At 45.7% G+C, this 20164-nt stretch carries 15 protein-coding genes; 8 read left to right on the forward strand and 7 right to left on the reverse strand.

Annotation, left to right across the window (positions count from 1 at the left end):
- On the forward strand, nucleotides 1-6747 hold the full coding sequence (locus tag QUA54_RS15445; RefSeq protein ID WP_333415311.1) for an O-linked N-acetylglucosamine transferase family protein: 6747 nt from the start codon (nucleotides 1-3) through the stop codon (nucleotides 6745-6747).
- Between the two features lie 462 nt (nucleotides 6748-7209).
- Nucleotides 7210-8259 carry an AbiJ-related protein gene (locus QUA54_RS15450; RefSeq protein ID WP_333415312.1) on the forward strand — a complete coding sequence of 350 codons (1050 nt, stop codon included), beginning with the start codon at nucleotides 7210-7212 and terminating at the stop codon, nucleotides 8257-8259.
- A 105-nt stretch (nucleotides 8260-8364) separates the two neighbouring features.
- On the opposite strand, the gene QUA54_RS15455 is transcribed toward QUA54_RS15450, so the two are convergent.
- A complete protein-coding gene (locus QUA54_RS15455; protein WP_333415313.1) occupies nucleotides 8365-8694 on the reverse strand; it encodes a type II toxin-antitoxin system PemK/MazF family toxin in 330 nt (109 codons plus the stop codon).
- Complete coding sequence (locus tag QUA54_RS15460; RefSeq protein ID WP_333415314.1) at nucleotides 8678-8875, reverse strand: hypothetical protein; 198 nt, start codon at nucleotides 8873-8875, stop codon at nucleotides 8678-8680. Before QUA54_RS15460 ends, QUA54_RS15455 begins: the two co-directional genes overlap by 17 nt.
- Before the next feature lie 119 nt (nucleotides 8876-8994).
- On the opposite strand from QUA54_RS15460, the gene QUA54_RS34475 reads away from it, so the two are divergent.
- Nucleotides 8995-9132, forward strand: coding sequence for a Rieske 2Fe-2S domain-containing protein (locus QUA54_RS34475; RefSeq protein WP_445301557.1), 138 nt, complete (start codon nucleotides 8995-8997; stop codon nucleotides 9130-9132).
- A gap of 11 nt (nucleotides 9133-9143) precedes the next feature.
- Here QUA54_RS34475 and QUA54_RS15470 read toward each other — a convergent pair whose 3' ends face one another.
- Nucleotides 9144-10040, reverse strand: a complete 897-nt coding sequence (locus QUA54_RS15470; RefSeq protein ID WP_333415316.1) for a CNNM domain-containing protein — start codon at nucleotides 10038-10040, stop codon at nucleotides 9144-9146.
- 241 nt (nucleotides 10041-10281) lie between these two features.
- Nucleotides 10282-11367: a hypothetical protein gene (locus tag QUA54_RS15475; RefSeq protein WP_333415317.1), complete on the reverse strand. Its 1086-nt coding sequence runs from the start codon at nucleotides 11365-11367 to the stop codon at nucleotides 10282-10284.
- A gap of 114 nt (nucleotides 11368-11481) precedes the next feature.
- Between QUA54_RS15475 and QUA54_RS15480 the strand changes: the two genes are divergently transcribed.
- The 4 genes from QUA54_RS15480 to QUA54_RS15495 all read left to right on the forward strand — a co-directional run bounded on the left by QUA54_RS15480 (nucleotide 11482) and on the right by QUA54_RS15495 (nucleotide 15391).
- Nucleotides 11482-12399 (forward strand): YihY/virulence factor BrkB family protein, encoded by a 918-nt coding sequence (locus QUA54_RS15480; RefSeq protein WP_333415318.1) that lies wholly within the window; start codon nucleotides 11482-11484, stop codon nucleotides 12397-12399.
- Nucleotides 12400-12700: 301 nt separating this feature from the next.
- Complete coding sequence (locus QUA54_RS15485; protein WP_333415319.1) at nucleotides 12701-12844, forward strand: hypothetical protein; 144 nt, start codon at nucleotides 12701-12703, stop codon at nucleotides 12842-12844.
- A gap of 120 nt (nucleotides 12845-12964) precedes the next feature.
- Nucleotides 12965-14230 carry a glycosyltransferase gene (locus tag QUA54_RS15490; protein ID WP_333415320.1) on the forward strand — a complete coding sequence of 422 codons (1266 nt, stop codon included), beginning with the start codon at nucleotides 12965-12967 and terminating at the stop codon, nucleotides 14228-14230.
- A gap of 102 nt (nucleotides 14231-14332) precedes the next feature.
- Nucleotides 14333-15391, forward strand: coding sequence for a glycoside hydrolase family 104 protein (locus tag QUA54_RS15495; RefSeq protein WP_333415321.1), 1059 nt, complete (start codon nucleotides 14333-14335; stop codon nucleotides 15389-15391).
- Between the two features lie 116 nt (nucleotides 15392-15507).
- Here QUA54_RS15495 and QUA54_RS15500 read toward each other — a convergent pair whose 3' ends face one another.
- From QUA54_RS15500 to QUA54_RS15510, 3 genes are all read right to left on the reverse strand, one after another.
- Nucleotides 15508-16224, reverse strand: coding sequence for a DevA family ABC transporter ATP-binding protein (locus QUA54_RS15500; RefSeq protein ID WP_333415322.1), 717 nt, complete (start codon nucleotides 16222-16224; stop codon nucleotides 15508-15510).
- Between the two features lie 253 nt (nucleotides 16225-16477).
- Nucleotides 16478-17662 carry an ABC transporter permease DevC gene (devC, locus tag QUA54_RS15505; RefSeq protein WP_333415323.1) on the reverse strand — a complete coding sequence of 395 codons (1185 nt, stop codon included), beginning with the start codon at nucleotides 17660-17662 and terminating at the stop codon, nucleotides 16478-16480.
- 169 nt (nucleotides 17663-17831) lie between these two features.
- Nucleotides 17832-19259, reverse strand: coding sequence for an HlyD family efflux transporter periplasmic adaptor subunit (locus QUA54_RS15510; RefSeq protein WP_333415324.1), 1428 nt, complete (start codon nucleotides 19257-19259; stop codon nucleotides 17832-17834).
- Between the two features lie 112 nt (nucleotides 19260-19371).
- Between QUA54_RS15510 and QUA54_RS15515 the strand changes: the two genes are divergently transcribed.
- Nucleotides 19372-19983 (forward strand): TetR/AcrR family transcriptional regulator, encoded by a 612-nt coding sequence (locus QUA54_RS15515; protein WP_333415325.1) that lies wholly within the window; start codon nucleotides 19372-19374, stop codon nucleotides 19981-19983.
- Nucleotides 19984-20164: the final 181 nt, after the last annotated feature.

Genomic DNA, 20164 nt, shown 5'->3' on the forward strand with positions numbered 1-20164 from the left:
ATGATGAAACAATTATCTCAGCCAGCTTCTTACCCCTATACACCTATGCACAAACATTACGGTTTTGCGGTTTTTAAGCCCCAGGAAATATCGCCCTATCTGGAAACAGCCCAAGAGCTAAAAAACAGCGAACCAAACTGCATAATTACATGGTTCACTACTTCTGAAAGTGAGAGGGCGCTGCAAAACAATCCCTACATTGACCAACTTATTGTTCTGGAGGGAAGCGCGAAGTCTTTAGAAACTGAGATACCGCGCTTGCAGTCAGAACGTTCTTGGTCACGATTTTTTACTTCTGAACAGTCTTCTGGCAAACGAATATTGCTAGGACAACTTGGCTTAAATGGTGATTGCCTTCATGCAACCACTTTGGCTCGGCAAATTAAGCATGATTTTCCAAATTGCCATTTAACTTGGGCAATTTCATCTATGTGTCGGAGTGTAATTGAAGAGAATCCATTTGTCGATGAAATTTGGGAATTTTCCGCCAATAATTGGCAGCAAATAGTAGCAGCTTGGTATGAGTTGGAAAAAGAAGTACAGCAGCGTCTTAATCGCGGTGAATTTGATGAAGTATTTTTGACGCAGGTGAGTCCAAATAACTATCAAAATTATGATGGAACTACTAAAGCATCTCTTTTTCGCAGCTATCCAAAACCGATTACTGTTCCCATCCAGAATATTCTGCGCCTGCGAACTGATGAGATTGAAAGAGTCCGCAATTTTGCTGAGCAGCACAACTTGCTGAAACGCAGTCATGTTATTTTATTTGAATGTACGGGCAGTAGCAGTCAATCTTTTGTTAAGCCAGAATATGCTTTGTCTGTTGCTCAATCGCTGCTGTCTCGCTTACCGGATTGCAGCATTATTCTTTCGTCTAACCTGAAAATTCCAGTAGCAGATGCACGAATTATTGATGGTAGCGTGTTGACTCTGCGAGAAAATGCGGAGTTAAGCAAATATTGCAGTCTTTTAATTGGCTGTTCTAGCGGCGTAACGCAGACAGTATTAACAGATTGGGCTAAACCGTTACCGATGATTCAGTTGTTGCTGGCATCTACATCAGTATATGCTTCGATCGCGCACGATCTTGAATATTGGCAACAGTCATCAGAGCAAGTTTTAGAAATGACGGATTGCTCGGTAGAACACGCAGTTGAATGTGCTTATACTGCTCTTGTGCAAGGATTTCCCGAAGCGCGACGCCGATTTCACCAGCAAATTCCCTTAAATTTTAACTTCTATTTTAATCTGGTTCGTCAAGCTCTCCTGCAAAACTGGCAGTATCTTAAAGCGGCGCGAGCGGTTTTGCACACTACGGAGCGATACGGTTGGCATCCACAGCTAAAAACTTTTGTACAAAATGAGTTAATCCCTAAGATAGATGTAAATAGAAGTTTGCAAATTACCCCGGAAAATTATTCTAAGTTTTTGCAAGAGTTTGTTGGGGACTGGGAAGAGGGTAAAAAAGTTACAGTTTCTGCGATCGCTCCTGAATCGGCAAGCACTTACACACCTTTTTGGTCAGTAATAATACCGACTTACAACCCGAAAAATCACTATCTGGAACAAACCCTCAAAAGCGTTCTGGAACAAGCTCCAAACTCCCGCGAAATGCAGATAGAGGTAGTCGATGATTGCTCTGCGAATTCTGATGTAGAGGAAATTGTCAAGAGAGTCGGCAACGGTAGAATTTCTTTCTACAAGCAATCTCACAACCTGGGCCAAGTTGCTAACTGGAATGATTGCATCCAGCGTGCTCGCGGTAATTGGGTTCACATCCTGCATCAAGATGATATTGTCTTGCCAGGATTTTACAAGAGTCTGCAAACAGCATTAGAAAAAGAGCAAAATATAGGAGCTGCTTTCTGCCGCCACTACTATATAGATGAAGGTGGAAATCAGCAATTTTTATCGGAAATTGAACGGGAAACAGCGGGGATTATAGAAAACTTCTTTGAGCGAATTGCAGTCAGGCAAAGGATTCAATTTGCTTCTATTGCTGTCAAGCGCAGCGTTTACCAAACATTGGGTGGGTTTTCGGGGCAAGCTGCTTCTGCTGCTGACTGGGAGATGTGGAAAAGAATTGCATGTCATTGTAAAGTTTGGTACGAACCTCAGATTTTAGCGTGTTTCCGGCTGCACTCAGCCTCAGAAACTTCTCGCTTAATGCAGTCTGGGGGGAACATTGCAGACGCTCACAAGGCTATTAAAATTTCCCAATCTTACCTTCCCACAAATATGGCTGAGCAATTATCTAATCAGGCGAAAGAACACTATGCGATAGAAGCTCTAAAAATGGCGCATTCAATGATTGTTAAAGGGGATGTAAATTCGGCGATCGCACAGATTAGAGAAGGATTGAAATGTAGCACTTCGTCAAAAGTAATTAGTTTGCTGCCCGCTGTTTTCCTCTCAAGCGAATCTGAACAACAGCCAACTTCAGAAACGCAAAAGCAATCGCCCAAAATAATCATAGACGGCGTAATGTTTCAGCTACACAACTCTGGAATTACCCGCGTCTGGCATTCATTAATTACAGAATGGGCCAGTCAGAGTTTCAGCCAGCACATCCTAGTGCTCGATCGCAATGGAACTGCTCCCAAAATTGCCGGGATAAATTATCGGCAAGTCGCAGCTTATGACTATAGTAATACTGAAAGCGATCGCGAAATGTTGCAGCAAATCTGCGATGAAGAACAAGCGGATTTGTTTATTTCTACTTACTACACTACACCGCGCTCGACACCCTCTGTATTCATGGCTTATGACATGATTCCAGAAGTCATGGGAGCGAATCTAGCTAACCCGATGTGGAAAGAGAAACATCAGGGTATCCGCCATGCTTCTGCATACGTTGCAATTTCAGAAAATACAGCCCGCGATTTAGTAAAATACTTTCCAGATATTTCTCAGGCGTCGGTAACAGTTGCTCATTGCGGAATTGATAGGACTTTCTCACCCTCGACCTTGGTAGAAGTTAACCAATTAAAAACGAAATATGGTATTTCAAAGCCTTACTTTCTTTGGGTTGGCGATCGCGTCGGATTTAACGGTTATAAAAATGCCGTTTTCTTCTTCAAAGCCTTCTCTCAATTTAGCAGTAAACATCTATTTGAGATTGTCTGCGTCGGCGGTAACTCGGTATTAGAAAAAGAGTTGCAAGCATACACTTCCGACATCACAGTTCACCTGCTAAAACTGAGCGACGATGAATTGCAAAGCGCTTACTCGGGCGCTTTAGCATTAGTTCAGACCTCAAAATATGAAGGTTTCGGGTTGCCCTTGCTGGAAGCCATAGCCTGCGGGTGCCCAGTAATTACCTCTCCAAATAGCTCCATTCCTGAAGTATTGGGTCAAGCAGCTTTATATGTGAACGGCGAGGATGTTGATGGACTGACAAAGGCATTTATTGAAATTCAAAACTTTGACCGCCGTCAATTATTAATTGCTGCTGGTCTGGAACAAGTTAAAAAGTTCTCTTGGTCTGAAATGGCTACAAAAGTTAGCTCAGCTTTGATAGCAGCTACTCAGCTTTCGGCTAAAAAATCTGTTGCTGCACCCGCGTCTATGACTTCCCTAATCAGCATTGTTGGACAATATCAAAGTAATCAGTCAGACTCATCAGCATTAGCAAATGTGCGCCAAGCGAGAAAACAAATTGCTGACATCTGGCTTAATTTACTAGCAGAGCAACTTGTAAGTGCTTATTCTGGCGAGATAGGAAAAGCGCATCAAGCACTGCTAAACAGCGACATTAGAGATGAAGCGCTAACCGATACAGAAGAGAGTTTTGTCAGCGAATTAGCCGCCAATGTGGCGAAAGGATTTAACGAGCCAAAAGCCATCAATTACCTGCTCGCAGCCATGCTGTACCGTCGGGCCCACCAATTGCCGCTCAAGTACGATCGCGCTACACTGCCTAATTGGTTCGCCAACGAATATCTCAAATTCATGTTTACTTGTCCCAACCTATTCCAAACCCGAGGAGAAGCAGACAGTTACTATCAATTCATCCAAGGCTGGGTGGATTACGTCCACAGCAATATCTTCAAAAATCCCGATTCCCAGCTTTGGCAAAATATAGCTTTATTTTTCTCGCAAGTTGCAAACTTTATCCCGCTGTACTTTACCACGGCAAACCTGCGCGATATTTACACCAAACGGGCGGAAATTATTGAGTTTGCACTCAAAAATCGCGGCTGTTCAATTGATTGTATCTTCCCGGCGCGATCGCCAAATCGGACAAAAATCCGCCTCGGCATCATCAACGACCATTTCGCGCCGCAAACCGAAACCTTCGCTACAATCCCGGTTTTCGAGCATTTAAACCGCGACCAGTTCGAGATTTACCTGTACGCGCTCAACACCAGCGGCCACCAATTAGAACAATACTGTCAAAGTCGGGCCGACAAACTGGTTGCACTCCCCAAAGACTTTGCATCGCAAGTCCAAACAATTCGCGCCGACGACTTAGATATCCTGTTTTTAGGTACGAATTTAACAGCTATTAACAAACCGCTGACTTCACTAGCAATGCACCGTTTAGCGCGGGTACAAACTACCTCTTTCTGTTCCCCGACAACCACCGGAATCCGGCACATGGATTACTACATCGCCGGTCAATTTACCGCACCGGATGCTAGTTATCAAGAACAATATCGCGAACAGTTGGCTGTTCTCGAAGGCAGCGGTTTTTGTTTCAAATACGCAACAGAGTCGGAAGTAGCTACAGTCAAACCTACGCGCCAAAGTCTCGGAATTTCCGACAAAACAACAGTTTTTATCTCCGGCGCGAACTTCTATAAAATTCTGCCTGAATTGAGGGAGAGTTGGGTAAAGATTATAGCTGCTGTACCCGATTCCATATTGATTTTATATCCCTTCGGGCCGGCTTGGACTCGCACTTATCCAGCGACACCTTTTGTTAACAATATGAACGCTGTCTGCGCTAAATACGGCGTGAATAACAACCGCTTGCGGTTCGTAAAACAACTGCCAAGCCGCGCGGATGTCAAAGAATTTTTGCAGCTAGCAGATGTTTATCTCGATTCCTACCCTTACGCTGGGGCAACATCGTTAATTGACCCTTTGCAAGTAGGATTGCCGGCGGTGGTTGTGGAAGGAAATGCTTTGCGGTTCCGCCAAGGTTCGGCGATGCTGCGGGAACTGCAAATGTCTGATTTAATTGCGTATGACGAAGCATCTTACATTCAGCTAGCCGTTACCCTCGGCACTAACCCGCAATTGCGGCAGCAAAAACGGCAGGAAATTCAGCAAAAAATGCAAGGCAATCCGCGCTGTTTTGACAGTGTTGCATACTCTGGGGCGATCGGCAAATTATTCCAAGAACTCTTTGGCAAATGGCAAACCAGCCACCAGGAAGCATCCCGCAGCTTACAGGATAGCATTCCCAAGCAGGCAGATTTGGGCGAGATTCTCTCGAATGCCGTCAAGCTTTACCAAAGAAACTCATCAAACATCTCAGCAATATCCGAACTGCGTCAAATCCGCAAACAAATCGCTGATTTTTGGCTGAACGTTCCCGCCGAAAACCTCGAAACCGCCTACAAAAGCGCTTCAGGTAACAGCTATCAAATCCTGCTCAAGAGTGGCTTCCAACATCAACCGATGATGGAAAGCGAACAAATATTTTTGCAGGAATTAACCCAGATTAGCAAAGGATTAGTGCATCCGAAAGCTATCAATGCTCTACTGGGTGCGATGCTGTATTTCCCACCGGGAACCATGCGAATTCCCGACGCTCGCAACCGTTTGCCGCACTGGTTAATTGCGGATTACGAACAAGTTTTTGAGACGGAAGCTGCCGTCAACTCTGAGTCAACTTCTGATTTGCTAGCTCAATACATTCAATCGCCACAATTTGCGAACCAACTGTTAGGATGCGTCAATCTTTACCGCATAGATTCGTCAGACGAATCGGTAGTTTTGGAACTCCGCCAAATCCGAAAGCAACTGGCTGATTTTTGGCTGACTGTTCCTTCAGAAAAACTTGAAAGTTTTTACCGAGGAGACGTTCGCAAGGGATATCAAGAACTACTTAGCTGCGGCTTGCAAGCAGAATCAATGACTGAAGCCGAACAAAAATTTTTGCAGCAATTGACCGAAACTAGCAAAGGGTTGGTGCAGCCTCAAGCTATCAATGCTCTGCTGGGGGCGATGCTGTATTTTGTTCCGGGAAAAATGCGGGTTCCCGATGCTCGCACCCGCTTGCCGCAGTGGTTGCTTGAAGATTACGAAAAGGTGTTTGAAAGCGCATTTGCGACAATCGAACAAACAGTTGTCAAACAAGATTATCTGCCGCAGTTTCTCAATCAATTAACTGCTGCCGTCAATCTTTATGAAATCGACCCGACGGCTGAATTGGTAATAGCAGATTTGCGGCATATTCGCAAGCAAATTGCCGATTTGTGGCTGAGCGTTTCCGGCGAACAACTGGAACTTTTGTACCGGAGCGATTTTGGCAATGGTTACAAAGCACTGCTGGGCAGCGGGTTTATTAACGAGCCGCTGAATGAGAGCGATCGCGAGTTTTTTAACTCGTTGGTTGCTGAGTTGGGTAAAGGGTTTGGAGCGCCTAAAGCTGTAAATAATTTGTTGGTGGCGATGCTGTATTGTCGCGCTGGACAGTTGCGGCTTCAGGATGCGAATACTTGTTTGCCTCCGTGGTTGTTGGCGGATTACGAGCAGTTGGTTGGGGGTGCGATCGAGCTGGCTGTGAAGTAAACGGATCTCGCGTAGGGCGGGCAGCGGCTCGCCCGACAAGATATCGAAATAGGATTCAAGGGCGATCGAGCTTGCTGTTGCTTGAAAAAGTGCGATCGCGCCGCTGTTTGTCTCGGGTTTACTGGTAAAATATCTCTAATTAATGATTAACGGTGGCAAGGGTGTAGCGAATACAGTGCGAACCAGCACTTACCGATCAAGTAATGATGTCAGTATTTATGGCGATCGCCTGCTCAAGGCAACGCTGGTAATTCTACTCCTCTGGGGTATCGTCAGTGGGCTCCACTGGCCACCCTAAATGCAATAGTTCATGGCGGGATTAACGGCACTCCTCAGCGCTCAAACAGTAAGGATGCTAATCGTAAAACAGACTTTTCCAAGTATTGTATAATTTTTTTAAATAGATAGCTGTTTTTTATACTTGTTATAATAAAATATTTTGTAAATTCACTCGCTAGAATTATGCTGATTACAGAACTAACTAGACGAAATATTATTGAAGCTCTCTTACCAAAGAACATCTATGGTAAGCTTCAACTTTTGGATTTTTTAGAGCGGACTTGGAAATTGTCAGAAATGCCCTCTCGTGATATCTGGCAACACATGGTAAATAACTATGATTGGGATGAAGAGTATTTATTCTTCACGTGTCTTGATATTCTTCAATTACCAGATCAGCGTTTTTTAAAATTTCTAGAGCAGGTAATACACCCTATTGTTCGAGATTCTGAGACTCAAGCGGAGTACGCTGAGCTCATCAATTCATACTTAGTCCATGATGGATATCGACTAAATCCAACAGAGCAGATGTCTGGCTGTCCAGTTTATAAAGCTACTAGGCTACAAGGAGGTGTACCTAGTCGAGTTAAGAATTTGATATTTGCTTCAAAGGGGCCTAAGCCAAAGATTGTATTGCTTGATGCTGTGAATAATGATATTGGGATTACTGGAAATGAAAAAAACCGCTTATTTTATGAAGAATCAGTACCATCATCAGGTTTATCCTGGTCTAATTTAGTCCAATGGTGGGCAGCACGCACTAACACAGATCCTATTAGTAGTGAAACGGATAAAGCTTTACGTGAGCGATTATGTGACTCACTTGAGTCTGAGCCTGAACGTTTATTGTTTAATAGCTATTTTGAAAGAATCCATCCATTGATGCAGGAACCACCAGCTTTAATCCCTCAAATTTATTTGCACTATGACCCCTACACAGTTCGTGAGCGCAATGGGCAGAAAGTGCTACCCCGACAGCGTATGGATTTTCTCTTACTATTACCTAGCTCACAGCGCGTGGTTATTGAAGTTGATGGTAAGCAGCATTATGCAAATAACGACGACACAGCAAGTCCTCGGCTCTATGCTGAGATGGTTGCAGCCGATCGTGAATTAAAGTTGAGCGGATATGAAGTGTATCGTTTTGGTGGTTACGAGCTACAAGGAGATCCCGGAAAGCAACTTGTAGAAGAATTTTTTCGCAAACTTTTTGTGCGACATGGATTACTTTAGGACTTACGCAAGTAACACAATAGAGGTTGAGAGTATCAAATAATAAACGATCGCCCTCCTTATGCGAAACCCCACAAACAGGAAGTATAATACTGTATGGCTGCACTACAACCCTAACCAACCTCGAAGAGATTGGTCAAGTCGCTCAGCATCAGAATCCGCTAATTTGCCAAGCGTCGTTACAACCAAGCTTTCATGCACTGTATACAAACCTCGCTTGACTGCTGTAGCCACATTTAACCCTGCTGTTGACCATTCAGCAACTACGAACTCACCCTCAAGTAAGGATGCAGTTTTGCTTGTCAATGGCACAATCATAATGTCTTGAGATACGTGCGGCGCACTCACAACAATTGCTGGTCTTACCTTAGAACTAGACAAGTCTGAAAAGGGATATCTAACTAAAATTATGTCATTTTTAGAGGAGCTGGGCATACACGTCATCCTCAGTATTGTCCCAAACTCTATCTAATGATGTTTGACTCGCTTGAAGCCAAAACTCAGCTTCTTCATCAGGTAAGAGTGTTACTAATACTTTGGCCCCTTCGGGTAACTCTGATAACTCCAGCAATTCTATTTTCCCTTGTCGAACAGTAGCCCAAAGTGTTTTCAGCATATCCACCTCATAAACTGTGCTTTATGCAATTTGCAGATTTTTGGTACATTGTCGCACTGAGCGACTAATTACAACCTAACACTGTTTTAGCCCGATCGCCTGACGGGGAGTGGCTGGCAATTTTTCGCCCAGAAGATGGACAAGCTGCGACATTACGCGATCGCTGTTTGCACCGCAGCAGTCCTTTATCCGCAGGAAAGGTTTGTAGCGGCGCATTGCAATGCCATTATCACGATTGGAGCTACAATCAAATTTGAAGCCCGATTTGCTATCTACTCACTGCAAATTCTGGCTGTTGAGTCTCAAACAAAGGGCGAGTTACCTGACGCACTAGCACTGTTTCTAAACTGCCTTCTACTACATTTTCTGCTTCTATTTCTAACTCGCCCCACAATAGCCGATCGCCTTCATTTGGCATTTTACCTAAATTGTGGATCACGAATCCGGCGATTGTTTGGTAAGCTTGGTTAGTCGGCAGGTTTAACCCGAGTTTTTCGTTAACTGCCGTCACTTCCCATAGGCCAGAAATTAGTGCTGAATGAGCATCTTTTTGAAGGATAGTTGCCTCCGAAGGTGACACCAGCGGTTGAGACTCTTTACTGGTAATCCAACCGGTCAGCAGCCGCACGGTACCGTTGAGAATTGCTAGCAGCGGCCACAGTAATTTTGAGCAGATTTCGAGGGCCGGCATCAACAGCAAAGCGGTGCGTTCTGGGGCGTGGGTTGCTAATACTTTGGGGATTAGTTCTCCTAAGACTATTTCTACGTAAGTTACAAAGATAAAAGCTGCGGGAACTGCGATCGAATGAGCAGTCAGCACGGCCGACAAATGACCGATCGGCAATTTGTCGATCCACGGTTCGATCCAGTGTACAGTCGCTCCCTCACCTAACCAACCCAACAGCAAACTCCCTGCTGTTGTGCCAGTTTGAGTCACAGACAAATAATGCGGTATGTTGTTCTGAGCTTGGTGGACGAGTTCGGCGGTTTTAGCGGTTCGGCGATCGTCCAACTGGGCAAGTTGGCGGATTTGATGGCGATCGGCTGATACTAATGCTAGTTCTGACGCCACAAAAAACGCGATCGCAAGTGTTAATCCCAGCAACATTGCTAATCTCAGCACTGTTTCGATTACTTCTATTTCTAGCGATGTAATGTTGTTCAAGATAGATATCTAATACGATAGATGTTTTCAGTTAATTATTTAATTTTAGCTGGCGATGGAGATAGATTGAGCGCCAGACATTGCGGATATCCCCACTACCGGTATTCGTAGGTGCGCAATGCGCACCTTACCCGTAGAACTTGTGAACTCTTTCTCTTCTCTTATCCTCCTTCGCGCATGAAAGCGTCTTCGCGGTTCGTTCAAAACCATCCAATTCACAAAGCCGGAACTCATTGCTATATCAACTCTCCCTTACTTCCCGGAGCGAATTAATTTCCGTAAAAGTCTGCACCGGATCGGACTTCAACCCGCCTTGAATGTAATTCAACTTCACTTCTTCTAACAAATCCGACAGCAGCGATTGCAATTCACCGAGAGTTTTTTCATCTTGCAATTCCCGCCGCAAACTTTGATTAAATTCTTGGCTGAAATTATCGAGAATTTTTCGACCTTTATCGTCTTCATAAGTAGTAGATACCACATCCACAGCAGTTTGAGCCAAATAATTCGCTAGCTGTTCCGTCATCTCAGTAGGCAAAATATTAATCGGGGAGAAAGTTTGCAGGATTTGATAGAAATCCGACTGTTTGATTGTTGTTTCCAAATTGTGGTGCAGCAATTCTTCCAAATCCGGTTGCACCTGCGGCAAAACTTTGTAAATTGTCAGATCCAAAATCCGTTTTGTAATTTGTTCGATCGTATTTTCCTGATTGACGTGAAGGTACGGCTGCTGCGCCAGCAACATCTGCGCCGCGTCGCCCTGTTTTATCGAACTTTTAGCTTGATTGATAAACCGCACCATCATGTATTCCGACATCGTATTGGCTAAATAAGCCACCGGTTCGTAGGTAATTTGAGTAACTACGCGATCGAGATTCACCAAACCCGACTTGTGCAGCCGCACCAATACCGGCAGAATCCGCCACCCCTGCCAAATCGGGAGCACCAGAAACACCTCGTACCAGCGCCTCAGCACAAAATCAAACCAAGTTACCCCCGGCTTGCGGCGGGTGTGGAACAGACTTTTAATCAAAAATTCCGCCCCAAAAAAACCGATAAACAACGCATCAATTCGCCAAAACTGGTCAGCGCTTTTCAAATATTCGGGATTTGGCAAACTCGAATCAATGCCTTTAATCGGGTCATAAATTTTAACTAAACCCGGAAAATAGCTCTGATAAACAGGGCGCAACTGCAGGTAACTGAAATGGAAAATTACCAGAAAAAAATTGACCACCGCTACTAATGCGCTCAGTTTTGCCCAAGAAATTGCTTTTTTGGACAACTTTACATCGGTGCTGTTAACAGTTGTGTTGGAATCTGACATAAAAGTAATTTTCCCAGTTTGCTAATCGATAAATCTATCTTGTGGCCGACGCTAAAAAACTCTTAACCTATTATAATCCCTTGGTGGACAACAAGTATAAGGAAACCAAATGCCGTGAACTTAAAAACAGTCATATCGCTGCTCAAACAAACTTTTACTGAATGGCAAGAAGATAAAGCGCCAACCCTAGCCGCGGCCCTAGCCTATTACACAGTCTTCTCCCTCGCCCCGCTGCTAATTATCGTAATTGCGATCGCCGGTTTAGTCTTTGGTGCAGACGCAGCCCAAGGTCAAATCGTCGCCCAACTCCAAAGTTTAATCGGCAAAGAAGGCGCCCAAACCGTCCAAGAACTAATCCTCAAAGCCTCCGAACCAAAGTCGGGAATGATTGCTACTCTAGTCGGCATCGCTACACTTTTGTGGGGTGCTTCCAACGTGTTTACTAATCTTAAAGAAGCCCTCAATACTATTTGGAATGTTTCACCTCCTCCAGGACGCGGAATCTGGGGATTTTTGCAAGACCGCGTATTGTCTTTTGCAATGATTTTAGGTATAGGATTTCTACTGCTAGTCTCTTTAGTAATTAGTGCCATTTTAGCCGCAGTCAGCTATTGGTTGAACGGCTTGCTGCAATTACCAATCAACATTTGGCAGATTGTGGACTTTGCTCTCTCCTTTGGCGTAGTTACCCTGCTTTTTGCCTTAATTTACAAACTTTTGCCCGATGTCAATCTTGCCTGGAATGACGTTTGGATCGGCGCCGCCATCACCTCAGTGCTGTTTACGATCGGCAAATCCATAATTGGAGTTTACCTCGGAGGTAGCGGTATCGCCTCTACCTACGGTGCTGCGGGATCGTTCGTGATTATCCTGCTTTGGATTAATTATTCCGCTCAAATTCTCTTCTTAGGTGCCGAGTTTACCCAAGTTTGGGCTAACCGATACGGCTCTCTAATGCAAAGTTCGCGAAAGAATATCCTAAATAGCGAAAACGGGGAATCAGTAGCGCGCAAACATCGGAAGAACTCTTAACATTAAACAAACGGGAAATTTGAGGTTAAACTCGCACTCCGGGTTTGACAGAAGAAGCAAAAAGGAAGAGGGAAAAAGGCAGAAGGTGCAAGGCGGAAGAAAAGCAAAATTTTGAATGCAATAATTTTGCTTTTCTTTTCGCTTGCCCTCTAACATTCAGTCTTCGGGACGACCGACTTCTGCTTTCTCGAAAGCCCTACTGATTGATTCAGAGGGGTAAAATTCTACCTTTTGCTGACCTCGCATCTCTAGCAGCAAGCTGAAAGCAGGCTCGAGTTAGATATGGCTAGGAGGTGCGAGTTTGACAGCGACCAGAATACAGGAAATTCCCTTCACCCTCGTTTATTTATATTTAAATTATCTAGAGTTTGAGCTGCTGCACGTCTCTGTCAGCAGAAGGAAGTCGTCTGTCAATTTTTCCCTGCAACTTATCCCTGAAGGATGATTTATCGATCCCGCACTTTCACTTTAATACAAATTAGCTAGAAGATTCCAGTGCAGGCGCAGCAGCCAAAATAGCACTTTCAATCTTCTCCTAAAATATTTTAATTTTTGGTAAAAGATCATGATTTCATTAAGTAGAAAACGCATCGCTCTCATCTCAGTACACGGCGATCCCGCTGTGGAAATTGGCAAAGAAGAAGCGGGCGGGCAAAATGTTTACGTGCGTCAAATAGGGGAAGCTTTAGCCAAACAGGGGTGGCAAGTTGATATGTTCACCCGCTCATCCGATCGGCAACAAGCAAGGATTGTACAGCACAGTCCCAATTGCCGGACAATTCGGCTAGTAGCAGGGCCGCAAGAATTTATTCCCCGCGACGAAATTTACGGATATTTGCCAATCTTTGTTCAAGAATTTCAGAAGTTTCAGTTAGAGTCAGGCTTTCAATATTCCTTAGTTCACACGAATTACTGGCTGTCTTCGTGGGTGGGAATGGAGTTGAAAAAAGCGCAACCCCTGGTGCAAGTTCACACTTACCATTCTTTGGCAGCAGTTAAATACAAGTCGGTTTCGACAATTCCCATGATTGCCAAAACCAGGCTGCAAGTAGAAAAAACACTTCTGGAAACAGCCGATCGCGTGGTGGCTACCAATCCCCAAGAAAAAGAACACATGAGGTCTCTGGTTTCCTCAAAAGGCAATATTGACATCATTTCCTGCGGTACCGACATTGAAAGGTTCGGCTCGATCGCCCGATCGACCGCCCGCCGCGAGTTGGGAATAGCCCCCGAAACCAAAGTCGTGTTGTACGCCGGCAGTTTCGACCCCCGATCGGGCATCGAAACCTTAGTCCGCGCCGTCAGTCTGTCGGCCGTGCCCAAAGCCGATTTAAAACTCATAATTGGCGGCCGGTGGCGTGCGGGGGAAAGCGACGGCAAAGAGCGCGATCGTATCGGCAGCATCGTTGAAGAACTCGGTATTAGCGACATTACCATTTTTGCCGGTGGCTTGAGCCGAGAACTTCTCCCCGCCTACTACGCCGCCGCCGATGTGTGCGTCGTTCCCAGCCACTACGAACCCTTCGGTTTAGTCGCCCTGGAAGCGATGGCCTGCGGCACGCCCGTAATCGCCTCCGACGTGGGAGGGCTGAAATATACTGTAGTGCCGCAAGAAACAGGTTTGCTTGCGCCGCCGAAAAATGAAGCAGCCTTTGCCGATGCGATCGATCGCTTGTTAGTTGACTCAGTATGGCGCCAGCAACTCGGACACAGAGGCCGCCAGCGCGTCGAAACCTATTTCAGTTGGGACGGTATCGCCTCCCAACTCAGTCAACTTTACACTCAACTGCTCGAACAATCGGCCTTTGAGCTTGACCCCGTGAGCGCTTAGTAGTATCACTTAGTATAGTTGAAGCCAGTTTCCCTCGATCCCTGTTGCACTCATCCGTTCTAACTGGGAACCTTCAACTATAAGTGATATCAGGAGGTACTATTGTACGCGCCAGAACATCTGGGAAGCCATCTGCAACCCATTTCAGACATCGAGCTAATTCGCCTGTGGGTGGAGCGCAAATCCCCCCGCAGCAAGCGCTTTAGCTCGCAGGCGGCCAACCGTTTTCGGTTGTTTGTAGCAAAACCGCTGGCAGAAGTGACTCTGACTGATGTCGAGACTTTCGCTGCAGCAATGAGATCTCGAAAACTTCCACCCGGTTTCTACAAGCAAACTTTGCTAGCGCTGAAATCGCTGTTCGCCTTCGGCCAGCAAACGGGAATCTTGCCCGCAGCCATCCCCCTGCACGGGTGGCCGATGCGGCAGCGCAGGCAACTGTCCAAACGCCTCCGTTTTAGAATTTCTTGGACTTTGTTAATCTGTTTGTGCTTTTTCTTAGGTCGAATGACGCCGAGGCTGCTGTGGGCACAATCGGTCTCGCCAGAAAGCTCGCCCGCCCCGAAACGCCTGCCGGAAGTTGCGGCGATCGATTCACCAGACAAAGGAGAGGATAACATCAAGCGCGATCGATCGCCCGAAACTACAACTCTGAATTCACCAGAGCCCATACAAGATAAAAGACTCGATAGCATCGGTCCCGAACGTCGAGTCAAAGCCTTTCTCGACACGATTGCCACCGCCGAAGGAACCGCTAGCCCCGACGGCTACCGCACCCAGTACACCGGCACGAAATTTGTCAGCTTTCAAGATCATCCCAGGGAAATGAGGTGCGGCCGCCGCTACGGCAAAAAACTCTGTTCCGACGCAGCGGGGCGGTATCAGTTTCTCAGCACAACTTGGGACAGATTTGCCAAAAAATTTGGCGTCCGCGATTTCAGCCCAGAAAATCAAGATTTGATGGCTATAGAGTTAATCCGAGAAAAAGGTGCATTAGAAGATATAGAAGCGGGTCGATTGGAGTCAGCAGTGAGAAAACTCGCTTACATCTGGCCTTCTTTTCGCCGTTATGGCGGTTCTGTAGAATCATCTATGCCCACACTCGAAGCAATGTACCTGCAAAATTTGGGGATTTACCGGCAAGGATTGGTTGTTAGCAATTAGTCAACTGTTCAAGGACGAGTGGAGATTCGAGTTTGGGAATTTTGGATGAAATTTTGACATCCAAAATTGAAAATAGGGCCGTTATGGGTGATGTCTATTCTTCAGAAATTTAAAAATTAAGCTAATTTTCCATCTTCCATGTGAACGATGCGATCGGCAATATCCAAAATTCGGTTATCGTGGGTTACTAACAAAATAGTACAACCCTGTTCTTTGGCTAGTTGCTGCATCAAATTCACCACTTCGCGACCGGATTTGCTGTCCAGCGCGGCTGTTGGTTCGTCAGCTAAAACAATTTGCGGTTGACTGACCAAAGCGCGGGCGATCGCAACTCTTTGTTTCTGTCCTCCCGACAAGTCATCTGGATAATAGTTAATCCGCTGTTCCAGTCCTACTAACTCTAGCATTTTTGCAGAGCGATCGCGCATTTGGGAACGCGACAAATTCCCGTGAACTTCCAAACCCATCTGCACGTTTTGCAGCGCCGTCAAACTGCGGTGCAAGTTGTGCGCCTGAAAAATATAGCCTATTTTGCGCCGCGCCTTTACCAATTGGTCTGCACTCGCTTTGCACATTTCTTGACCGATAATTTTGAGACTTCCCGATTGACCGGATCTCAGCCCGCCAATCAAAGTCAAAAGCGTAGTTTTTCCAGAACCGGAAGGCCCCGTCATCAGCACGATTTCACCTGCATTAATTTCTAGGTTGATGTCAAAAAGTACCTGTTTTCGCAGTTGACCTTGACCGAAGTAGTGGTCTAGTTGGTGCGCGGAAATTATAGGTGCAGAAATCTGTAATGCGTTGGTTGTTGGGTGGAAAGTAGTAGAATTCATAACTTATTGGTTTGAGGTTTTAGATTTAATGATCGATCGCTTTTGTCGCCAAAAACCTAGAAAAAAAAGAGAATAATTTGCAAAAAAATCTGTTTTCTTCTAGTCAAAAATTATACAAATTAAGCTTTAATTTCCCTTTTTTCTTTAGTTTCTATATGCTCGAATTTCGTTTTTTTAGACTGGTTTTAATCAGTCTTATAAAGGGGTTGTCACCCATATTTAGTGTACTTCCGACTCAATGCTTAATTTCCCCTTAAAACATATCTGCCGGGTCGGCTGCTTGCAGCTTGCGAGTGGCAATTGCTCCTGAAATAGTGCACATAATTACGTTCAAAACTAATACTATAAATGCTCTAAGCAGCGTCATATAAAGGGGTAAATTTGTGGCTTGGCGAGTTAAAGAGTAAAGCCCGAAAGAGACTCCTACTCCCGGCAAAAAACCTAGGACGGAAAGAATTAGAGCTTCTTCAAAAACGATGCCGAGTAAATAAACATTGCGGTAGCCCATCGCTTTGAAAGTAGCGTATTCCCCCATGTGGTCGCTGACATCGGTTGAGAGAACTTGATAAACAATAATCACACCCACTACAAAACCCATCGCGACGCCTAAATTAAACACAAAGCCGATCGCAGTATTCTTAGCCCAATAGTTTTTCTCAAAATCGATAAATTCTTGTTTGGTTAGTACCTTGACATCCGGCGGTAAGTATGCTTTTAAAACTTGTTGAACTTCCACGGGGTCAGCACCCGGTTGCAGTTGAATTAATCCGGCATTAACACTCGCGGCGTTTTGTCTGGGAAACAGGCGCAGGTAATTTTGATCGCTAGTCATCAAAATACCGTCGGCGGCAAAAGATGCTCCAACAGTGAATAAACCGCTGACGTTAATCGTGCGCCGCTCTACCTCAGCTTTAACGGCTTTTCCTCCAGCGATTTGTGCGATCGTCCCTTGGTACTCTCCCCTAGAAGCTCGATCGAACAACACAGTATCCGGCAATTTAATCGCGCTCAAATTTTGGTTAACTTCTGGAAGCGCAAACGCAGGGCGATCGGGATTGAAACCCACAACCATGAGCGACGTTTCGCGCCGAGTTTCGGGATTTTTCCAGTTAGCAATTTTCACGTAAAGCGGCTCGGCTGATTTCACGCCCGGTACGTTCATTGCTTGATACAATCTGCGCCTGGGGAAGGAAGACAAATTAATCAAATTGCGCGCTTGAGGGTGAATCAAAACTAAGTCTGTTTGCAAGGTTTGATGCAGCCGCGTATTGCTGGTGTAAAGGGCATTTTGAAAGCCTAGCTGCATGAACATCAAAACGTCAGCAAAGGCAATTCCTGCTACTGCAACCAGCATTCGTCCTTTGTCGTGACTCAGTTGCAGCCATCCAAGGGGAGTTCTGCGTCTTAACTGTTCTAAGGGTTTTATTAGTCCAATCATAGAATTTTAGATTTTAGATTTTAGATTTTGGATTTTGGATTTTGGATTTTGGATTGAAGAAAGCGACTCTGCGGTTTAAGACTTCTTAATCTTTAATTTCTCCGATCGATTTTAGATTTTAGATTTTGGATTTTGGATTGACGAAAGCGACCCTGCGGTTTAAGACTTCTTACTCTTTAATTTCTCCGATCGCCACTTTGACTTGCAAATTGGTTAATCCCGCTACTTTCTGGCTGGAAGTTTCATCTAAGCGCACTTTTACTTCCACAATTCGACCATCAATATTCGCAGAAGGATCGGTGTTAACAATGTTTTGCCGCTGCACTTGCAAACCAATATGTTCGACAGTTCCCCGCAATTCGCCTGTCAAAGCATCGCTAGTAATTTTGGCGGTTTGTCCGAGGCGTACTTTGTCCACATCGCTTTCGTAGATTTCCGCAACAGCCAGCATCTCGCGAGTTTGTCCGAGTTCGACAATGCCGTCGTTTCCCACCCTTTCCCCCGGATGCGTGTGAATTTTCAGGACTTGGGCGTCTCTGGGAGCACGGATGTAAGCTAGATCCAGATTGGCTTTGGCTTGTTTGGCTGCTGAAGCGGCGGAACTGACTTCGGCGGCGGCTGCTGCTATGTCAACGGGACGCACTTCGGCGATGCGATCGAGATTTGCCACGGCTTCATTAATCTGCTGTTGTCGAGATTCCTGAATTTGGCTGAGTTTGGCTTGGGCTTCGTTAATTTGTTGTTGGCGAGATTGCTGAATTTGATTCAATTTGGCTTGGGCTTCGTTAATCTGCTGTTGGCGGGATTCCTGAATTTGATTGAGTTTTGCCTTTCCTTCGTTGAGTTGCTGTTGAGTTGTTTCGGCGGCGAGGCTTTTGCTGTCGCTAGTTGAGGCGGAAATTGCTCCCTGTTCATAGAGTTGGGAGTAGCGCCGATCCTCGCTTTGGGCGTTGCGGAGTTCGGCTTGTAGGCGGGCAATTGCGGCTTTTTGAGTTTGAATTTCCCCTTGCTGTTCGGCCCTCAAGCGAGCAATTGTGGCTTGTTGCGCTGCGATTTCGGTGCTGCGATCGACTTCTAGCCGGCTGACGATCGCCTGTTGCGCTGCGATCTCGTTGCTGCGATCGGCTGATAAACGGCTAATAGTCGCTTTTTGGGCTTGAATTTCGCCGTTTTTAGCTCCTGCTTTCACTTTTGCTAGATTTGCCTCGGCGACGCGCACTTGTTCTTGAGCTTGGTCGAGGGCGGCTTGCAGGCGATCGCGGCTGTCCAAAATTGCGATCGCCTGACCTGTTTTCACCCTGTCTCCCTCTTTCACCAAAAGTCGATCGATCCGGTTTCCTTCCGCCGTACCGGAAGCGGAGACTTTAATTACTTCTCCTCTGGGTTCCAGTCGCCCCAAGGCTGTAACTGTGGTTAATTGGGATGCTGCGACGGCTGCTGCTGCGGCTACTGCGTTGGGATCGGGTATGCGCGATCGCCAGATCGTGTAGCCTGTTGTTCCCCCTGCCGCCAGGGTTGCTACTGCTGCCACAACTAGGAGTTGTTTAACTAGGGATGGAGTTGAGGATAAGCCGTCGGCTGTTGGTTGGTGTACCATGACACACCTCATCATTTAGGTTAATAAAACTAAACCGTTTAGTTCTTATATAAGACTAAACCGTTCAGTATAATGATGTCAACACCCCAAGCAAAAATTACAAAAACAAGCGATGGCCAGGACAAAACCCAGCGAACCAGACAGCCCCACAGCAAGTGACAAAACCGAGCAAATCCTGCAAGGTGCGATGCAAGAATTTTTAACTCACGGCTACGCGGGGACGAGTATGGACAAGGTAGCGAAGACGGGGGGAGTTTCCAAAGCCACGGTTTACAGCTATTTTGCAGATAAAGAAGGATTATTCGCCGCCTTGGTACAGTGGCTGGCGCAAAAAAAAGTCCATTTTACAGTTCTGGATGAAGAACCGGCCGTAGCGCTGCGATTCGTTGCCACAACTATATTAGAGCAGGTGACGCAGGAACCTGAATTCCTCAATTTTGTGAGGTTAGTGATTGCGGAGTCAGGGCGTTTTCCCCAGTTAGCGCAGACTTTTGTGAAAAACTTAGCTAAACCGGGTATCGAGCGGCTTACTCAATATTTGGCATCGCATCCAGAGTTAAAATTGCCCGATCCGGAGGCAACGGCGCGGATTTTTATTGGATCGCTGGTATATTTCCAGTTAACGCAGCATATGATGCACGGCAAAGATATTATCCCAATGGAGTGCGATCGACTGATCGACGGTCTGCTGCACTTGATTTTAGGCCCGCAGTCCAATTCCTAAGTGCGATCGACAGAATCTAGGAATTTTATCTGAAAATTATTTAAATGCCATAAAGAGCGAGATCCCTTTATGGCTGCGATCGCAGGTTTTAGTCAGGTGTTTTTGGGTCTTCTGGGTTTGAGGTGATAATAAAAACTAATTAGAAAAGCCAGCTAATAGTCGAGCTCGAAAATTGTCGAAA

The organism is Microcoleus sp. MOSTC5, from assembly GCF_036701825.1.
Taxonomy (GTDB): domain Bacteria; phylum Cyanobacteriota; class Cyanobacteriia; order Cyanobacteriales; family Microcoleaceae; genus Microcoleus; species Microcoleus asticus.

Coding starts and splice junctions, on each gene's coding strand:
- QUA54_RS15445 (WP_333415311.1), top strand. CDS start 1: ATGATGAAACAATTATCTCAGCCAGCTTCTTACCCCTATACACCTATG.
- QUA54_RS15455 (WP_333415313.1), bottom strand. CDS start 8,694: ATGCCCAGCTCCTCTAAAAATGACATAATTTTAGTTAGATATCCCTTT.
- QUA54_RS15475 (WP_333415317.1), bottom strand. CDS start 11,367: ATGTCAGATTCCAACACAACTGTTAACAGCACCGATGTAAAGTTGTCC.
- QUA54_RS15490 (WP_333415320.1), top strand. CDS start 12,965: ATGATTTCATTAAGTAGAAAACGCATCGCTCTCATCTCAGTACACGGC.
- QUA54_RS15510 (WP_333415324.1), bottom strand. CDS start 19,259: ATGGTACACCAACCAACAGCCGACGGCTTATCCTCAACTCCATCCCTA.
- QUA54_RS15515 (WP_333415325.1), top strand. CDS start 19,372: ATGGCCAGGACAAAACCCAGCGAACCAGACAGCCCCACAGCAAGTGAC.
- devC (WP_333415323.1), bottom strand. CDS start 17,662: ATGATTGGACTAATAAAACCCTTAGAACAGTTAAGACGCAGAACTCCC.
- QUA54_RS15460 (WP_333415314.1), bottom strand. CDS start 8,875: ATGCTGAAAACACTTTGGGCTACTGTTCGACAAGGGAAAATAGAATTG.
- QUA54_RS15500 (WP_333415322.1), bottom strand. CDS start 16,224: ATGAATTCTACTACTTTCCACCCAACAACCAACGCATTACAGATTTCT.
- QUA54_RS15450 (WP_333415312.1), top strand. CDS start 7,210: ATGCTGATTACAGAACTAACTAGACGAAATATTATTGAAGCTCTCTTA.